The sequence below is a fragment of the Stappia indica genome (assembly GCF_020177335.1).
In the GTDB taxonomy this organism is placed as follows: Bacteria; Pseudomonadota; Alphaproteobacteria; order Rhizobiales; family Stappiaceae; genus Stappia; species Stappia indica_B.
Genome location: NZ_JAIVMG010000010.1, coordinates 89,714 through 105,397 on the forward strand (window position 1 = coordinate 89,714; position 15,684 = coordinate 105,397).

The following is a 15,684-nucleotide window of genomic DNA, read 5'->3' on the forward strand; positions in this document are numbered from 1 at the left end:
ACGGCGGAAGGGGCCCGGCGGCGCGGTGCACCCGCCGCCGGAAGGTTTTTTCGGATCAGAAGAACGCCTGCAGGCCGGTCTGCGCCCGACCGAGGATCAGTGCATGAACGTCATGGGTGCCCTCGTAGGTGTTGACCGTCTCCAGGTTCTGCGCGTGGCGCATCACATGGTATTCTTCCTGAATGCCATTGCCGCCGTGCATGTCGCGGGCCTGACGGGCGATATCCAGCGCCTTGCCGCAGTTGTTGCGCTTGACGATGGAAATCATCTCCGGCGCCACGCGGCCTTCGTCGAACAGCCGGCCGACGCGCAGGCTGGCCTGCAGGCCAAGGGCGATTTCCGTCTGCATGTCCGCCAGCTTCTTCTGGAAGAGCTGGGTCTGGGCCAGCGGCTTGTTGAACTGCTTGCGCTCCAGCCCGTAGTTGCGGGCCCGGTGCCAGCAATCCTCGGCGGCGCCGAGCGCGCCCCAGGAAATGCCGTAGCGGGCGCGGTTGAGGCAGCCGAACGGCCCCTTCAGGCCGGAGACATTCGGCAGCAGCGCGTCTTCGCCGACCTCGACATTGTCCATGACGATCTCGCCGGTGATCGAGGCGCGCAGGCTCAGCTTGCCGCCGATCTTCGGCGCGGAAAGGCCCTTCATGCCCTTTTCCAGAACGAAGCCGCGAATGGCCCCGTCATGGGCGTCGGACTTGGCCCAGACGACGAAGACATCGGCGATCGGCGAGTTGGAGATCCACATCTTGGATCCCTTGAGCCGGTAGCCGCCGTCGATCTTTTCCGCCCGGGTGCGCATGCCGGCCGGATCGGAGCCCGCGTCCGGCTCGGTCAGGCCGAAGCAGCCGACCCATTCGCCCGAGGCGAGCTTCGGCAGGTACTTCTTACGCTGCGCCTCGTCGCCATAGGCGTAGATCGGATACATCACCAGCGAGGACTGCACCGAGTTCATCGACCGGTAGCCACTGTCGACCCGCTCGATTTCCCGTGCGACCAGCCCGTAGGCCACATAGGAGGTGCCGGCGCAGCCGTAGTCTTCCGGCAGGGTCACGCCGATCAGGCCGAGCTCGCCCATCTCGTTGAAGATCTCACGATCCGTGCGCTCGTTCGCATAGGCGTCGAGGACGCGCGGCATCAGCTTGTCCTGGGCATAGGCGCGGGCGGTTTCCATGATCAGGATCTCGTCCTCGCTGAGCTGATCGCGCAGCAGGAACGGATCGTCCCATGCAAACTGTCCGCCGCCTGCGGGGGCGGATTTTCCCTGAGCCGTCTGGGCTGCCGTCATATCGTCGTCTCCTACTGCCGCGCGCCGCCGTCCGCACCGGGCACGCCGAGTGCGCGCGGGGGGCATCGCTGAATGTGGTCGGCCGGAGTGTCCGGTCTGTTCATGTCTTCGCAAAGTGATATGTTGTCCCGAGTTCATGAGCAAATGGAATAGGCTTTGAAACGCGGTTTCGTCCCCCACGCCGACAGTCTGATCGCCTTCGAATGCGCCGCGCGGCACGGCAGCTTCACCCGCGCGGCGGAGGAGTTGCATCTGACGCAAGGTGCGATTTCCAAGCAGGTGCGCCATCTCGAGACCCGCCTTGGCGTCGATCTGTTCAAGCGGGTGCGTCAGCGCATCGTGCTCACCGACGCGGGGCGGCTCTACTTGCACGACGTGCGTTCGGCCCTGGAACACCTGACCTCGGCGACCCGTCAGGTGATGTCTTTTGCCGGCAATGCGGATGTTCTCAACCTGGCGACCCTGCCGAGTTTCGGCACCCGCTGGCTGGCGCCCCGGCTGTCGCGCTTTGTCGCCGGGTACCCGACGGCAAGCTTCAATCTGGCGGTGCGGCTGCGCCCGTTCGATTTTGCGAAGGAACCGTTCGATGCGGCGATCCACTACGGCGAACCGGTCTGGGCCGGCGCGATCGCCGAGCGTCTGTTCCACGAGGACGTGATCGCTGTGGCCTCGCCCGGGTTCCGCGACCGCTACCGGATCGACAAACCCGCCGACCTGGCGCCGCTGATGCGGCTGCACCAGTCGACCCGGCCGCTCGCCTGGCGGCAATGGTTCGAGGTGGCCGGGGTGGAAACCGACATGGCGTTTCAGGGGCCGCGGTTCGAACAGTTCGTGATGATGGCCCAGGCCGCCGCCCATGATCTCGGTGCCGCGCTGGTGCCACGGTTTTTCGTCGGCGAGGAACTGGCCGACGGTCGGCTGGTGCAGTTGTTCGATACGGTGTTGCGCCTGCCCTCGGCCTACCATCTGGTCTATCCGGAGGACCGGACGCTCAGGCCGGTGGTTTCGGCGTTTCGCGACTGGTTGATCGGCGAGGTGTCGCGGGACCCGCCGTATTGTTCGGACGCATTGCGCTAGGTTCTTCGCGGTATTTCGCCTGTCGCGCGTAAATAACATCCGTATTGGCGACTTTTAAGGCTTGATGCTCTGGTAAAACTGCCAGTTTCCAGAATAGGCGAATCCTGTTGCAATTGCTTTGTCTCTAGTTGGGAGATGCGGCGGTCCTGACCTTGGGGTTCCCCCCTCCCTCCCCTCGGTCAGGACCACTTCTCCGGTCCGGCGGACAACGCGGGCCATCCGGTTTCGGCAGCGATCCCGATCTGCCGGGGATCGTTCCCTAGCGGCATCCTTGCGATTTCGCCCCGGTCTTGTCCGCTGCGGCCGCCGCCGCCGAGACCAGGGTGACGCGCACGCGGGTCACGCCCTTGGACTTGAATCCCAGCTCCCGCGCCGCGCGGCGCGACACATCGACGACCCGTCCGCGGACGAAGGGGCCGCGATCGACAATGGTCAGGGTCACCTTTCGGCCATTGGCCAGGTTCTCCACGATCACCTTGGTGCCGAAGGGCAGGGTGCGATGGGCGGCGGTGTAGGCTTCCGGGTCCGCCATGGCGCCGCTTGCGGTTCGCCCGCGCAGCTCGTACCAGGAGGCCTTGCCGCATTCTTCATGGGCCTGGGCCGGCGCGGACGCCAGAAGACCTGCGAGCAAGACGCAGATGCAAGCTTTGCGAATCATTTCGATATGTCCAATATCCATGTATCCGTTCGTTTACCTTGCGGTCGGATGAAGCTCATTTATACGTAGGTCGATCGGCTCGTTTGAGCGATTATCATACTTGGTGGCGTTTGTATGGCGCGGCTCTTTCTCTATTTTTCGTTTATTTGCGGATTTTGGCAATGGGATGTCGGCTTCCCCCGAGATGCGCGGCTGGCGTGTCGCCGTGAAAAGTGCAGCCCCGTCGGGTGAACGTCGATGACAGACGACTATGACCGATAACGATAACAAGGCAGTAGCCAGCGGTCTATTGGAGCTCCACAGCGCGGTCTTCGCGGCTGCGGCGGACCCGATTTACGTCTGCACCCCGGATTTCATCGTGGCCGAGGCGAATGAGCCCTATGCGGTGGTCTGCGGGTTGACGCGGGAGGAGACACTTGGCATCCGGCTGCCCGACCTGATCGGTACGGCAACGTTTTCGCGGCGCAAGCCGTTTCTCGATAGTGCCCTGGCCGGCCATCCGGCGACACTTCAGGACTGGGTAAACCATTCGGTCCTGGGGCGACGCTTTTTCGATGTGAGATATCAACCGGTGCGCGATGGTTCTGGCGCGGTGGTTGGTGTCGTCGCCTTCGGGCGCGATATCACCGACCTGCAACAGGCGGGGGATGCCTTGCGCATGCACCGGAGCGTCGTGTCGCAAATGTCGGACCGGATATCCATCATCGGCCGGGACTTTCGCTACCGGATGACGAATGAGAGCAACGCCCTGCATCATCGCACCAGCACCAGCTGTTTCGTCGGTCGGCATCTGGCCGATGTGATCGGCGAGCCGCGCTTTCACGCCGAGGTCAAGCAACGCTTCGAACGGTGTTTTCTTGGCGAACGCATCGAATACGACAAGAAGGAGAAGCGTCCGGACGGAACCATGGCCATTGTCAGCACCCGGCTGGAGCCGTTTCGCAATCAGCAAGGCGACATCGACGGCGCGGTGGTCATTTTGCGCGATGTGACCGAAACCCGCCGGATGGAAAGCCGGCTGGAACGCCTGGCGCTGGAGGATGACCTGACGGGTGCGGCGAACCGGCGGGCCTTCGAGAACTGGGTGGCGGCGCGGCTGGAGGCGCTGGCCGGGCGCAGGCAGGACCTTGCTCTGGTGCGGAGGCAGGGCTTTGCCATCGTGTTCATCGATCTCGATGACTTCAAGATCATCAACGATACGGTGGGGCACGGAGCCGGCGACCGCTTCCTGTGCGAGATCGCCAGCCGGTTGCGCGGACTTGAAAACGACCGGGTGCACGCCGCTCGGATTGGTGGGGATGAGTTCGGCCTCGTCATCGACGGTGCCGACCGGTTGGAGGCGCGGTCCATCTGCGACAAGGTGGTGCGGGCGTTTGACGGCTTTCATTTCACATGGGAGGGCATGCGGTTTCGGGCGGGGGCCAGCGTGGGGCTGGCGCGAGTCGATCCGGACCTGGTGCGCGAGGCCGTTCCCGATGTCAGCCATGTGCTGCAATGGGCCGATCATGCCTGCATGACGGCCAAGGCCGGCGGCGGCAGGCAGGTTTCGGAACACCGCGCCTTTGACCGGATCGCCGCGCGGCGGCGCGAGGAAGTGCGCCATCTGGCCGAGATCGAACAGGCATTGGCCGCGAACGCGCTGTGCCTGCACCGGATGATTATCCGCGACGTGCACACATCCGCGAATGAAATGCAGGAAGTTCTGATTCGGTTGCGTTCGCCGGACGGACGTTTGCAAGGGTCTTCCCTGCTGCTGGCAACCGCCGAACGGCACGGGCTGATGCGGCGGATCGACGGCTGGACGGTCGAACGGGTTCTGATCCGGCTGGAGGACCATCCTGGCGAATTGCCGGTGGCGCTCAATCTGTCGGCGGAGTCCCTCGGCCATCCCGAATTCTCCCGCCATTTGCTCGATCGTCTCGATGGGGCGCGGCATCTGGCCCGTCGTCTCGTCGTCGAGGTTTCCGAAACCACCGTTGCGCGGCTGACAGAGGGCGCGTGGGGTACGTTGGCAGGCTTGCGACAGCTGGGATGCCGGGTGGCGCTCGATGAGTTCGGCAAGGGGTTCTCCTCCTTCAGTCTGCTGCGGGAGAACAGCTTCGACATCATCAAGATCGACCGGGGGCTGACCGCCGATGTCGCCACCGATCCGGTCAAGCGGGCGGCCATTTCCGGCATCGTCGGCCTTGCCGAAGCCTTGCATCTGCCGACCATCGCCGAATATGTGGCCGATGAGGCGAGTTTCACCCCGCTCGGCGCGCTTGGTGTGCGCCTCGCCCAAGGGGGCTACATTGGCAAGCCGGAGCCTTGGCCGGACGCCTGACGGCTCCGGGGGAGCGGTCTCAGCCGGAAGGCTGGCCTCAATCCGCCGTGCTGTCGGGAAACTGCCGCGCCATCATCCGCCGGAGGTGGTCCGCGTCGGCCGTGGCGCCCGCATGAAGGCGCCCGTCGATGCGCGTCTGCCAGACGGCCTTGCGCCAGCGCTTGGGAAGACCGGACAGCACCGGGTCGGCATCGATGAGTGCCTGAGCCTCGGCCAGTCGGGCTTCGGCCTCCTCACAGCGCCCGGCGGCGATCAGCGCGGTTCCGAGACACAGGGCATAGCCGGGGTTGTGGCGGGCATAAGGGTCCTTCAGGGCCTCGCCGAGCGCGTCCGCCTCGCCGCGTATGAGCCGGCTCGCAACCTCGGCGAAGCGCGCGACATCGGTCGGCGCGTCTTCCGCGATCAGGCCGCGCTCGGCGCACATCGCTTCCAGGTCGCGATCATAGCGGGTGATCAACTTGCGAATGATGTTGAGGCTGTAAAGGTGGTCATGCGCCGCGTGCGAGGACCGCAGCCGTAACACGTGCAGCCTCGGATTCGCGTCCTCTCGCCCCGCCAGGGCCGTGGCGCCGGCCGCGTCGATCGGATCGAGCAGGCCGAACGCCACCTGCACCGGGTTGGGTGTCGGCGCGGCGGTCAGAAGGGCGGCAAGATCGGGGCCTGGCCCGGCGCTCTGCGGCCGGTAGAGCGCGCTCTGCGAGCCCGGCGCGCCGAGACGCAACTCCGGGCAGAAGGCGTGGATCGCACCATCCCCGCGCCGCAGCCCGGCCACGAGCGCGCCATGCGCCCCCTTCGAGGCTCCGTGATAGACGACCCGGCAAGGGGACGAGGCGGCGATGGCCGCCTCGATCGCGGCGTCGATCTGGTCGTCGCAATCCAGGAACCAGAGCGCGTCCGGGCAATTGAGAAACAGGCAGTCGTGCCGGGTGCGGGCGAACAGCCGCTCCAGCCCGAAACGCTCTTCCGGCACCCGGGCCTGGGAAAACACCACGGCGAGCACGCTCGACCCCCGTCCCGGTCGGAACCGCCAGGTCAGACCGGTCGCCGGGTCCCGGTGGACCGTTGCCCGCTCCGGTTCCATGGCGGTCATGCCGGCTCTGAACGGTCAGATCTGCGGGCCGATCCAGAAATTCGGCTCGGTTGCCCGGCGCGGGCTGCGTGCTTCGGCGATATGCGCGGTGGTCGGATCGAGGGCGGCAAAGGCTTCATACTGGGTCAGAAACACCCGGCCGCTCAGGTGGTCAAGGAAATCGGTGCGCTCCAGCCGATCCATCACCGGTCCCTTGACCTCCGAGAGGTGGAAGGAGACGCCGGAATCGCTCAGCCGGCGGTTGATTTCCTCAAGGCTTTCCAGCGCCGAGGCGTCAATCTCGTTGACCGCCGTGCACATCAGCACCACATGGGCGAGGCGCGGCCGCTCGGCCACCAGTTCCAGCAGGCGGTCTTCCAGGAAGCGGCTGTTGGCGAAGAACAGGCTTTCATCGACGCGCACCGACAGCACGGTCTCGCCGGTGATCACCTTGTGCCGCTTGATGTTGCGGAAATGCTCGGTGCCCGGGACGATGCCGACGATGGCCATGTGCGGGCGCGAGTTGCGGTAGAGATAGAGCGCCAGCGACACCGCGACACCGGTCATGACGCCGATTTCCACGCCGAAGCCAAGGGTGACGAGGATCGTCCCGGCCATGGCGGTGAAGTCGCTGCGTGAATAGGCGAAGACCCGTTTCAGGGCGCCAAGGTCGACCAGCGACAAGACCGCGACGATGATGGTCGCCGCCAGCGTCGCCTGCGGCAGGCTGGCCAGCAGCGGGGTCAGGAACAAGGTGGCCAGGGCGATGCCGACCGCCGTGTAGGCGCCGGCGGCGGGGGTCTCCGCACCGGCATCGAAATTCACCACGGATCGGGCGAAGCCGCCGGTCACCGGATAGCCGCCGGAGACGGCGGAGGCGATATTGGCGGCGCCGAGACCGATCAGCTCCTGATCCGGCGCGATGCGCTGGCGCTTCTTGGCCGCCAGCGTCTGGGCGACCGACACGGATTCGACGAAGCCGATCACCGAGATCAGCAGGGCCGGAACCGCGAGCTGGGCCCACAGGTCGAGGCTGAAGGGGGGCAGCGTCGGCATCGGCAGGCCGGTGGGAATATCGCCGACCAGCCGAACGCCTTTCGCGCCGAGATCGAACACAATCGCGGCGATGGTGGTGACGGCAACCGCTGCCACCGGACCGGCCTTGGCGAAGACATCGGCCATGCGCGGCCCCATCCCGCGCCGGATCAGCGCCGGCTTCAGGCCGCTGCGCACCCAGAATAGGAAGGCGGTGGCGGGAATGCCGATGGCCAGGGTGTAGGGGTTGATGGCGGTGAGGTTGGCAACGAGCGCCCCGCCGATTTCCAGCAAGGTGTGCCCGCTGGCGGAAATGCCGAGCAGATGCTTCAACTGGCTGGCGGCGATCAACAGGCCGCTGGCGGTGATGAAGCCGGAAATCACCGGATGGCTGAGCAGGCTGGCGAGAAAGCCGAGACGAAAGAAGCCCATGGCCAGCAGCATCAGCCCGGACAGGAAGGCCAGCGCGATGGCCGCGCCGAGATATTCCGCCGTGCCCTGGGCCGCCAGTTCGCCGACCGCCGAGGCGGTCATCAGCGAGACCACCGCCACCGGCCCGACCGCCAGCGCCCGGCTGGTGCCGAACACCGCATAGGCAACCAGCGGCAGGATCGAGGCGTAGAGCCCGATTTCCGGCGGCAGGCCGGCCAACAGGGCATAGGCCAGCGATTGCGGGATCAGCATGATCGTGACGATGATGGCCGCGATCAGGTCGTTGGTGGCGGCATCGCGGGTGTACTGCCGACCCCAGTCAAGGATCGGCAGGTAGGCTTTGAGCTGCTTCATGGGAATAGGATCGCTCGTCTGGCGCTACTGGCCGGCGCCCTCGGTCAGGCGCTCCAGCACGGGCCGCATCGGCGACAGGTCATAGCCGGCGCCGGAGGCCAATTGGAGAATGGTGTCCGGATCCCGCTCGCCAGCCTGGGTCAGCGCCCAGAGATTGATCGAGCGGGTGCCGGTGCGGCAGAAGGCGAACACCGGACCGGACGCCTCGCCAAGGACCCGGGCGAAGCCGGCGATCTGATCCGGACCGATGCCGTCGCGCCCCACCGGGATCTCCGCATAGGCGAGCCCTTCCTCGGCGGCGGCCCGGGCGATCTCGGCGGCGGCGGGCTGGTCGGCAGCCTCGCCATCCGGCCGGTTGTTGATGATCGCCACGAAGCCGGCCTCGCGGATGCGCCGGACGTCATCCGGCTGGATCTGGTGCGACACGGTGATGGTGTCGTCGACCTTGGCACTTTGCATGTAGGTGGTTCCTCAGAGTTCGTTGATCGGGACCTTCAGGAAGGTCTTGCCGCTCTCATCCTTGGGCGGGAGCTGGCCGGCGCGCATGTTGACCTGTATCGACGGGATGATCAATTTCGGCATGTCGAGTGTCGCATCGCGCCCGGTGCGCATGGCCACGAACTCGGCCTCGGTCACGCCGTCGCGCACATGGATGTTGTGTTCGCGCTCGTCGCCGACGGTGGTCTCCCAGCGGATGTCGCGGCCGTTCGGTCCATAGTCGTGGCACATGAACAGGCGCATGTCGCGCGGCAGGGCCAGCACCTTCTGGATCGAACGATAGAGTTCCGCCGCATCGCCGCCGGGGAAGTCGGCGCGCGCCGTGCCGCCATCGGGCATGAACAGCGTGTCGCCGACAAAGGCCGCGTCGCCCATGACATGGGTCATGCAGGCCGGCGTGTGGCCCGGGGTGTGGATGGCAAAGCAGGTCATGCCGCCGACGGTGTAGGTGTCGCCATCCTTGAACAGCTTGTCGAACTGCGAACCGTCGCGCTGGAACTCGGTGCCTTCATTGAAGACCTTGCCGAAGGTGTCCTGAACGATGGTGATGTTCTCGCCGATGCCCAGCTTGCCGCCGAGCTTCTCCTGAAGATACGGGGCGGCGGACAGGTGGTCGGCATGCACATGGGTCTCGATCAGCCACTCGGTGCTGAGCCCCTCCCGGGTCACATGCTCGATGATCCGGTCGGCGGAGGCGTGCGACAGGCGCCCGGAGGCGTAGTCGATGTCCATCACGCTGTCGACGATGGCGCAGGCCTTGGAAGCCGGATCCTTGACCACATAGGAGATGGTGTTGGTCTGCGGATCGAAGAAGGCCGTCACCTCCGGCTTGACCGAGGTATCGACGGGAAGATTCGAGGCGGTCATGACACGCTCCTCTTGTCAGGAAATGGATGGTGTTGATTGCGGGTCAGGTTGCGCTGGCCGTGCGGCTGCGCATGGTCTCGAGCAGCTTGACGGCCAGCATGCCGGCCAGCATGGCAACGAAAAAGATGATCGGTTCGCTGCGGCCGAGCCCAAGGGCGGGAATGCCGCCACCGGGGCAGAAGCCGGCAATGCCCCAGCCGATGCCGAACACCGCCGCGCCGCCGAGCAGACGGGCGTCGAGATCGCGCCGCGTCGGCAGGCTGAAGCCTTCGGCAAGCAGCGGATGCTTGCGGGCGAGCACCAGGCGATAGCCGATCGCGGTGACCACCAGCGCGCCGCCCATGACGAAGGCGAGGCTCGGGTCCCAGGTGCCGGCGATATCGAAGAAGTTGAGGATCTTGGCCGGATTCGCCATGCCGGAAATCACGATGCCGGTGCCGAACAGCAGGCCGATGAGGAAGGAAACGAGGATCTTGGTCATGGGGATCAGCCTCCGATCACATGGCGCAGAAGGTAGACGGTTGCCGCAGTGGTGGCCATGAAGGTCAGCGTCGCGGCGATGGACCGACCCGACAGGCGCGCCATGCCGCACACCCCATGTCCGGAGGTGCAGCCGTTGCCGAAGGACACGCCGATACCGACGAGCACGCCGCCAATCACGAGCATGGCCGTCGTCGGCGGCACCTCAATGACCGGCATGGTGCCGGTGATCAGGAAAAGAACCGTCGGTGCGACGATCATGCCGACGAGAAAGGCGGCGCGCCAGCTCTTCTCCGAGGCGGGAGCGGAGGAAAACAGCGTTCCGACAATGCCGCTGATGCCGGCGATACGGCCCAGAGAGCCCATCAGCAGCACCACGGCCAGGCCGATCAGCATTCCGCCGAACGCAGAGGTTAGGGGAGTGAATTCGGTCATGGGTCCTCACATCTGAATGCCGATACCCAGCCGCCGCGGTTCTGCCCTTCGGCTCCGCGGGGTCTGCGGCCGGGATGAATTTTCTGGTTCCCAATATATGAGAATGTGCTAATTTAGCAAGTATGAATATACAAGAAATGGAACATAATTCGGATCGCGCCGCCGCGCTCCTGTCGTCGATGGCCAATGCGCGGCGGTTGATGATGCTGTGCCATCTGGTCGAGGGCGAGCAATCCGTTGGCGCGCTGGCCGAACAGGTGGGGCTCAGCCAGTCGGCCCTGTCACAGCATCTGGCGAAGATGCGCGCGCTCGGTCTCGTCACGCCACGGCGTGAGGGGCAAACCATGTATTACCGGCTGGCCAGCCGTGAGGTGATGGCGGTTCTGGAGACCCTGCACGGGCTGTACTGTGCCCCGGAGGACAAGACGTCGGCGGCCTCCGGGCGCGATGAGCCGGCCCCCGCTTAGCGTCTGCTGGCTGGTATCGGGTCTCCGGCCGGCAAGGGCTACTGCGGCAGCTTCCCGCCCAGCACCACCGGCGCGCCGTCCTCCCGCTCGCGGATAAGAACGCCCGGCAAGGCCAACAGCGGATTGTCGCCATGGTCGGGCAGGGTCTGGTCGGTGCGCGGGGTCGACAGCTCGTTGAGCGGACGCAGGATCCGCTCATGGATGAGCGATCCGAGGAACACCGGCTCCTCATGCCCTTCCTTTTCGATGCGGTAGGCGCTGGGCCACAGGCGTAGCACCCAGCGGCCCGCCCGCTCGCTCTCGATCTCCTCGGCATCCTGTTTGATCAGCACGAGTTCGGCGCCGTGGCCGTTCTGGATACGTGGCAGGGCGGGAAGGTCCTCCGGCGCGGTCTGGCCGGTGAGGAAACCGGTGAAGGTGGTCAGCGACCAGCCCGGCGCGCGCACGTAGCCTGCCGGTTCGAGCGCGCGGGCGAGGGCCTGCGGATCGCCGGCCCATTGCACGATCAACGGTTCCCCGCGTTCGCCGTTCAGTTCGATCCGCTGGGCCGGCAGCTCCTGCCAACCCGTCTTGACCCAGTCGTCCGCCGCCAGGGTGATCACCGGCACCTGAGGCTGATACATTGCCCGCGCCCGGTCGAAATTGCGCATCACATGGGTGCCGCCGGCGGCGGTGACGGTCAGGGCCACAAGCCCGGCCAGCGCCCAGCGGCCGATCTTCTCGTTGTGGATCGAGCCGAAGACGAAGGCGAAGGTCGCGACCATCGCCGTGCCGAAGGTCAGGCCGCCGATCACATCCGACGTCCAGTGCGCGCCCAGATAGACGCGGGAGAAGGCGATGGCACCGACCAGAACCACCGTCACGGAAAAGACGCCGGCCTTGACCAGCGGCGAGCGGTCATGGGCAACCAGCACGGCGATCAATCCGTAAAGCACGGTGTTGAGCGTGGCGTGACCGCTGGGGAAGGAGAAGGCATCGGCGCCGGTGTAGATGTCGATCGGCCGGCTGCGGTGCACGAGCAGCTTGAACAGCGGCACGAAGACGGCGGTGCCGGCAATCGCGATCAGAAAGCCGGTGCCGCGCCGCCAGGCGCGCCGGGCGAACAGATAGATCACCACGACCAGCGCGGTGATGCTGGTGACCAAGCCGTCGCCGAGCATGGTCAGGAAGGTCATGATGTCGTCGCCGACCGGCGTTCGCAGCCCGAGAAACAGGTTGCGGATCGCCGTGTCGGCCCGCTGCAACCCGTTGTCGGGCGAGATCGCCGCCGCCAGGGCCACGAACACCGGCACGCTGGTCAGCAGCAGCAGCGATGACGCCAGCATGCCGGCCGAACGCGGGTGTTTCGGGTCGAACATCCGCGCCAGCCAGAGCGAAACCCGGTCCGGACGACGGGCGAACCAGCCGACGATGCGCTCGCGGCTGCCGGCATAGAGCGGCAGGATGATCAGGATCACCCAGCGGGCGATCATCACCGCGACGAACAGCAGTACGAGGAAGACGCCGAGCATGGTGGCGAGCCGGCCGCTGATCTCGCCAAGGGCGCTGAAGGCCGTGCCGGCGATGAAGCCGGGACCGAGATGGCTGATCGCCCAGGCGATGGCGGAGGTCACGTTGATGATCGTGAACCTTGTGGCGTTCATACCGACCATGCCGGCGATGCCGGGCACGATCGCCTTCACGCCAGGCACGAAACGGCCGATGAAGACGCTCTTGCCGCCGTGGCGCCGGAAATAGTCCTCGCCCCGTTCCACCAGGGTTCGATAGCGGCTGAAGGGCCAGACCAGCTTGATCCGGTCCTTGTAGACATGGCCGATCCAGTAGGACACCGCGTCGCCGACGATGGCGCCGAGGGTGGTCCACAGGAAGATCGGCCAGGGATCCAGCTTGCCAAGTCCGACCAGGGTGCCCGCCCCCACCAGAACCACGGTGGAGGGAACGAACAGGCCGATGATGAACAGGGCCTCGCCCATGGCGATCAGGAACACCACCGCATTGGCCAGCAGTGGGTTTTCGCCGATGAAGGAGACAAGCTGGTTGAGGAGATCGGTCACGGGGCGTTGCTCGAATCAGGTCGCGCGGGGACGGGGGCAACGTCCGGGCGGGGAAGGGAACTGGGTCAGATGTACGCGCTCAGCGGCAATCCGCCAATCCTTGTAACATCCGATTGCAGATCGTTTTTCCATGTCTTTTTGCGTCCCATCGTCAAAGCCCGTTCGATCCGCCGTCGCTTCGCGCTAGCATGGCCGAGTGTATCCGCAAGGGAGATTGGGTGTGTTTCAAGCTGTTGCAACACCGGCAAGCCTGTCGAAGGATGAATACGATGCGCTGGAGCCTGCCTTGCGGACCGATCTGCTCGGGGCGCAGATCCAGTTGATCGAGGAAAAACCGTTCTCGGTGGTCATCGTCATCGCCGGTGTCGATGGTGCGGGCAAGAACGAGGCGATTGCCCGGTTGCAGGAGTGGATGGATGTGCGCCACGTCATCTGCAACGCCTATGATGTGCCGAGCGAGGATGAGCGTCACCGCCCGCCGTTGTGGCGCTACTGGCGCGATCTGCCGGCCAAGGGGCAGACCTCCATCGTCGTGTCTTCCTGGTACAACGCGCCTTTGCGCGATCGGGTGCTGGGGGAGATTGACGAGGCGGAGCTGAACCGGCGACTGACGGCCATCAACCGGTTCGAGCAATTGCTGGTCGATGAGGGCGTTCTGGTCCTCAAGTTCTGGTTCTCGCTGCCGCCCGATGTGCAGAAGGAGCGGCTGAAACCCCTGAAGAAGAAGGCGCGCGGCCGCCGCATTCTGGCGGAATGGACCGATGTGCGCCGCTCGGCCAAGGCGCAGCGGATTTTCGAACATGCGGCGCTGACCACCTCGACCGCCGCCGCGCCGTGGATGGTGATCCCCTCGCAGGATCCGCAGGCCCGGGATCTGGCGCTGGGCCGCTGCGTCGAGATGGCCCTGACAAAGCGTCTGGCGACTACGCCGCCGGCAGAGGCGGACGAAGCGGCGCCCGCGACCGCGCCGAGGCTTGCTCCCTGCGGCCCCTCCAATGCACTGGCCTCGGTGGATCTGACCCGCAGTCTGGACAAGGATCTGTATCAGGAGGAGCTGGAGCATTGGCAGGCCGAGCTGGCGCATCTGACCGACAAGAAGGCCTTTCGCGACATGTCGCTGGTTCTTGCCTTCGAGGGCAATGACGCGGCCGGCAAGGGTGGCGCCATCCGCCGGGTCACCCGGCCGCTCGATCCGCGCCGCTACCGGGTCCACCGGATCGCCGCGCCGGCCGAAGAAGAACTGGCCCGCCCCTATCTCTGGCGTTTCTGGCGGCGGGCGCCGCGTCTGGGGCATACGGCGATCTTCGACCGGTCCTGGTACGGGCGCGTTCTGGTGGAACGGGTGGAGGGATACTGTAGCGAGGCCGACTGGCGCCGCGCCTATGGCGAGATCAACGAGTTCGAGGCGGAACTCGGCGAGGCGGATACCCTGGTGGTGAAATTCTGGCTGGCGATCAGCAAACAGGAGCAACTGGCCCGCTTCGAGGCGCGGGAACAGATTCCCTACAAGCAGTTCAAGATCACCGAGGACGACTGGCGCAACCGGCTGAAATGGGACGCCTATGCGGAGGCGGCCGAGGAGATGATCGCCCGCACCTCGACACCCCGGGCGCCGTGGAATGTGGTGGCCGCCGAGGACAAGCGTCATGCCCGCGTCACCGTGCTGCGGACCCTGTGCGACGCCTTGAAGCGCACGATGTGAGGGGCGCGCGGATCAGACGCCGCTGTCGGTGAACCGCTTGCGAAACTGTCGTGGCGGATGGCCAACCTCCGCCGCGAACACCCGCGAGAAATAGGCTGGGTCGGCAAAGCCGAGCCGGTAGGCGATCTCGCCCACACTCATCTGTGTGTAGGCGAGCAGGCGCCGGGCTTCCAGCATCTGCCGGGCGCGAATGAGGCTTGACGCCGGGCGCCCGCTTTCCGCCCGGCAGACCCGCGACAGATGCGGTGCGGACACTGCCAGCCGCTCCGCATAGGCGCTGACCGGATGCAACCGGTCGAAATGGGTTTCCAGCAGGGCCTGGAACCGGGTGAAGAGCTGCGCGGCCGCGGTCTCCGTGGCCGGCGTCGTCGATCGGGCGTCGCTGAGGCGTCCAAGGCTCCAGATCAGAAGGAGCGTTGCCAGTGCCGTCAGTTCGGCGGGCCGATTCGCCCGGCGTTGGCCATGGGCCTCGTTGAGCGGGAGAAGCATGTAGGGCGGCAGCGGGCCGGCGGCGCAGACCGCCGCTCGATCGAGCAGCCGGGCCGTATCGATCTCGGTGCGGATCGGGTCGGCAAGGCGCGATGGCAGGGTCACCACCGTTCCTTCCGTTTCGGCGCGAAACCGGAACCCGTGCACCGTGCCGGCCGGCACATTGATCAGGCTGTGATCGTCCAGCCGGTGTTCCGTGCCGTCGAGCCGCGCCGTTCCGCCGCCCTGGCCGATCCAGAAGATCTGATGCAGCGAGGGATGCCGGTGGGCGGCGATCTGCCAGTGGCGGGGGCCGCTGCGCACGGCAAGCCGTTCCACATGCAGCACATCGGGAAAGTCCGGCTGCTCCGGTTCGCCGTAAAGGCCATACTCCGGAGCCGAAGGAAATGTTCGATTCATCCAGGTCTTGGAACGAAAGCTCCATTCCTTTCTTGCCGCAAACCCCTCAAGATTATGCCGAATAGA

At 65.7% G+C, this 15,684-nt stretch carries 14 protein-coding genes; 4 read left to right on the plus strand and 10 right to left on the minus strand.

The window, feature by feature from the left end; genetic code table 11:
• Positions 1–55: 55 nt before the first annotated feature.
• Positions 56–1,279, minus strand: a complete 1,224-nt coding sequence (locus LC062_RS14440; RefSeq protein ID WP_224911741.1) for an acyl-CoA dehydrogenase — start codon at positions 1,277–1,279, stop codon at positions 56–58.
• A gap of 156 nt (positions 1,280–1,435) precedes the next feature.
• On the opposite strand from LC062_RS14440, the gene LC062_RS14445 reads away from it, so the two are divergent.
• Positions 1,436–2,356, plus strand: coding sequence for a LysR substrate-binding domain-containing protein (locus tag LC062_RS14445; RefSeq protein ID WP_224911742.1), 921 nt, complete (start codon positions 1,436–1,438; stop codon positions 2,354–2,356).
• A 259-nt stretch (positions 2,357–2,615) separates the two neighbouring features.
• Here LC062_RS14445 and LC062_RS14450 read toward each other — a convergent pair whose 3' ends face one another.
• Positions 2,616–3,014, minus strand: coding sequence for a septal ring lytic transglycosylase RlpA family protein (locus LC062_RS14450; protein WP_224911743.1), 399 nt, complete (start codon positions 3,012–3,014; stop codon positions 2,616–2,618).
• A 250-nt stretch (positions 3,015–3,264) separates the two neighbouring features.
• Here LC062_RS14450 and LC062_RS14455 point away from each other — a divergent pair, with 250 nt between their 5' ends.
• The gene (locus LC062_RS14455) at positions 3,265–5,337 is read left to right on the plus strand and encodes a bifunctional diguanylate cyclase/phosphodiesterase (protein WP_224911744.1); all 2,073 of its coding nucleotides are present in this window, start codon (positions 3,265–3,267) and stop codon (positions 5,335–5,337) included.
• A 37-nt stretch (positions 5,338–5,374) separates the two neighbouring features.
• Here the strand turns inward: LC062_RS14455 and LC062_RS14460 are convergent, their stop codons facing one another.
• The 6 genes from LC062_RS14460 to LC062_RS14485 are packed head-to-tail and all read right to left on the minus strand — an operon-like array spanning position 5,375 to position 10,507.
• Positions 5,375–6,427 (minus strand): hypothetical protein, encoded by a 1,053-nt coding sequence (locus tag LC062_RS14460; RefSeq protein ID WP_224911745.1) that lies wholly within the window; start codon positions 6,425–6,427, stop codon positions 5,375–5,377.
• A gap of 15 nt (positions 6,428–6,442) precedes the next feature.
• Positions 6,443–8,227 carry a SulP family inorganic anion transporter gene (locus LC062_RS14465; protein WP_224911746.1) on the minus strand — a complete coding sequence of 595 codons (1,785 nt, stop codon included), beginning with the start codon at positions 8,225–8,227 and terminating at the stop codon, positions 6,443–6,445.
• A 24-nt stretch (positions 8,228–8,251) separates the two neighbouring features.
• Positions 8,252–8,686, minus strand: a complete 435-nt coding sequence (locus LC062_RS14470; RefSeq protein ID WP_224911747.1) for a TIGR01244 family sulfur transferase — start codon at positions 8,684–8,686, stop codon at positions 8,252–8,254.
• A gap of 12 nt (positions 8,687–8,698) precedes the next feature.
• Positions 8,699–9,592 (minus strand): MBL fold metallo-hydrolase, encoded by an 894-nt coding sequence (locus LC062_RS14475; RefSeq protein ID WP_224911748.1) that lies wholly within the window; start codon positions 9,590–9,592, stop codon positions 8,699–8,701.
• Between the two features lie 43 nt (positions 9,593–9,635).
• On the minus strand, positions 9,636–10,073 hold the full coding sequence (locus tag LC062_RS14480) for a DUF6691 family protein (RefSeq protein WP_224911749.1): 438 nt from the start codon (positions 10,071–10,073) through the stop codon (positions 9,636–9,638).
• A 5-nt stretch (positions 10,074–10,078) separates the two neighbouring features.
• Positions 10,079–10,507, minus strand: a complete 429-nt coding sequence (locus LC062_RS14485) for a YeeE/YedE family protein (RefSeq protein WP_224911750.1) — start codon at positions 10,505–10,507, stop codon at positions 10,079–10,081.
• 137 nt (positions 10,508–10,644) lie between these two features.
• On the opposite strand from LC062_RS14485, the gene LC062_RS14490 reads away from it, so the two are divergent.
• Positions 10,645–10,974, plus strand: coding sequence for an ArsR/SmtB family transcription factor (locus LC062_RS14490; RefSeq protein ID WP_404829727.1), 330 nt, complete (start codon positions 10,645–10,647; stop codon positions 10,972–10,974).
• Between the two features lie 38 nt (positions 10,975–11,012).
• Here LC062_RS14490 and LC062_RS14495 read toward each other — a convergent pair whose 3' ends face one another.
• On the minus strand, positions 11,013–13,028 hold the full coding sequence (locus tag LC062_RS14495) for a bifunctional DedA family/phosphatase PAP2 family protein (RefSeq protein ID WP_224911752.1): 2,016 nt from the start codon (positions 13,026–13,028) through the stop codon (positions 11,013–11,015).
• Between the two features lie 220 nt (positions 13,029–13,248).
• Between LC062_RS14495 and pap the strand changes: the two genes are divergently transcribed.
• The gene (gene pap / locus LC062_RS14500; protein ID WP_224911753.1) at positions 13,249–14,730 is read left to right on the plus strand and encodes a polyphosphate:AMP phosphotransferase; all 1,482 of its coding nucleotides are present in this window, start codon (positions 13,249–13,251) and stop codon (positions 14,728–14,730) included.
• 12 nt (positions 14,731–14,742) lie between these two features.
• Here the strand turns inward: pap and LC062_RS14505 are convergent, their stop codons facing one another.
• The gene (locus tag LC062_RS14505) at positions 14,743–15,618 is read right to left on the minus strand and encodes a helix-turn-helix domain-containing protein (protein ID WP_224911754.1); all 876 of its coding nucleotides are present in this window, start codon (positions 15,616–15,618) and stop codon (positions 14,743–14,745) included.
• Between the last annotated feature and the right edge of the window lie 66 nt (positions 15,619–15,684).

What these genes read in the sequence shown, in the direction of transcription:
- LC062_RS14440 (WP_224911741.1), bottom strand. Translation starts at nt 1,279, where the DNA reads ATGACGGCAGCCCAGACGGCTCAGGGAAAATCCGCCCCCGCAGGCGGC.
- LC062_RS14450 (WP_224911743.1), bottom strand. Translation starts at nt 3,014, where the DNA reads ATGATTCGCAAAGCTTGCATCTGCGTCTTGCTCGCAGGTCTTCTGGCG.
- LC062_RS14455 (WP_224911744.1), top strand. Translation starts at nt 3,265, where the DNA reads ATGACCGATAACGATAACAAGGCAGTAGCCAGCGGTCTATTGGAGCTC.
- LC062_RS14460 (WP_224911745.1), bottom strand. Translation starts at nt 6,427, where the DNA reads ATGACCGCCATGGAACCGGAGCGGGCAACGGTCCACCGGGACCCGGCG.
- LC062_RS14465 (WP_224911746.1), bottom strand. Translation starts at nt 8,227, where the DNA reads ATGAAGCAGCTCAAAGCCTACCTGCCGATCCTTGACTGGGGTCGGCAG.
- LC062_RS14470 (WP_224911747.1), bottom strand. Translation starts at nt 8,686, where the DNA reads ATGCAAAGTGCCAAGGTCGACGACACCATCACCGTGTCGCACCAGATC.
- LC062_RS14475 (WP_224911748.1), bottom strand. Translation starts at nt 9,592, where the DNA reads ATGACCGCCTCGAATCTTCCCGTCGATACCTCGGTCAAGCCGGAGGTG.
- LC062_RS14480 (WP_224911749.1), bottom strand. Translation starts at nt 10,073, where the DNA reads ATGACCAAGATCCTCGTTTCCTTCCTCATCGGCCTGCTGTTCGGCACC.
- LC062_RS14485 (WP_224911750.1), bottom strand. Translation starts at nt 10,507, where the DNA reads ATGACCGAATTCACTCCCCTAACCTCTGCGTTCGGCGGAATGCTGATC.
- LC062_RS14490 (WP_404829727.1), top strand. Translation starts at nt 10,645, where the DNA reads ATGGAACATAATTCGGATCGCGCCGCCGCGCTCCTGTCGTCGATGGCC.
- LC062_RS14505 (WP_224911754.1), bottom strand. Translation starts at nt 15,618, where the DNA reads ATGAATCGAACATTTCCTTCGGCTCCGGAGTATGGCCTTTACGGCGAA.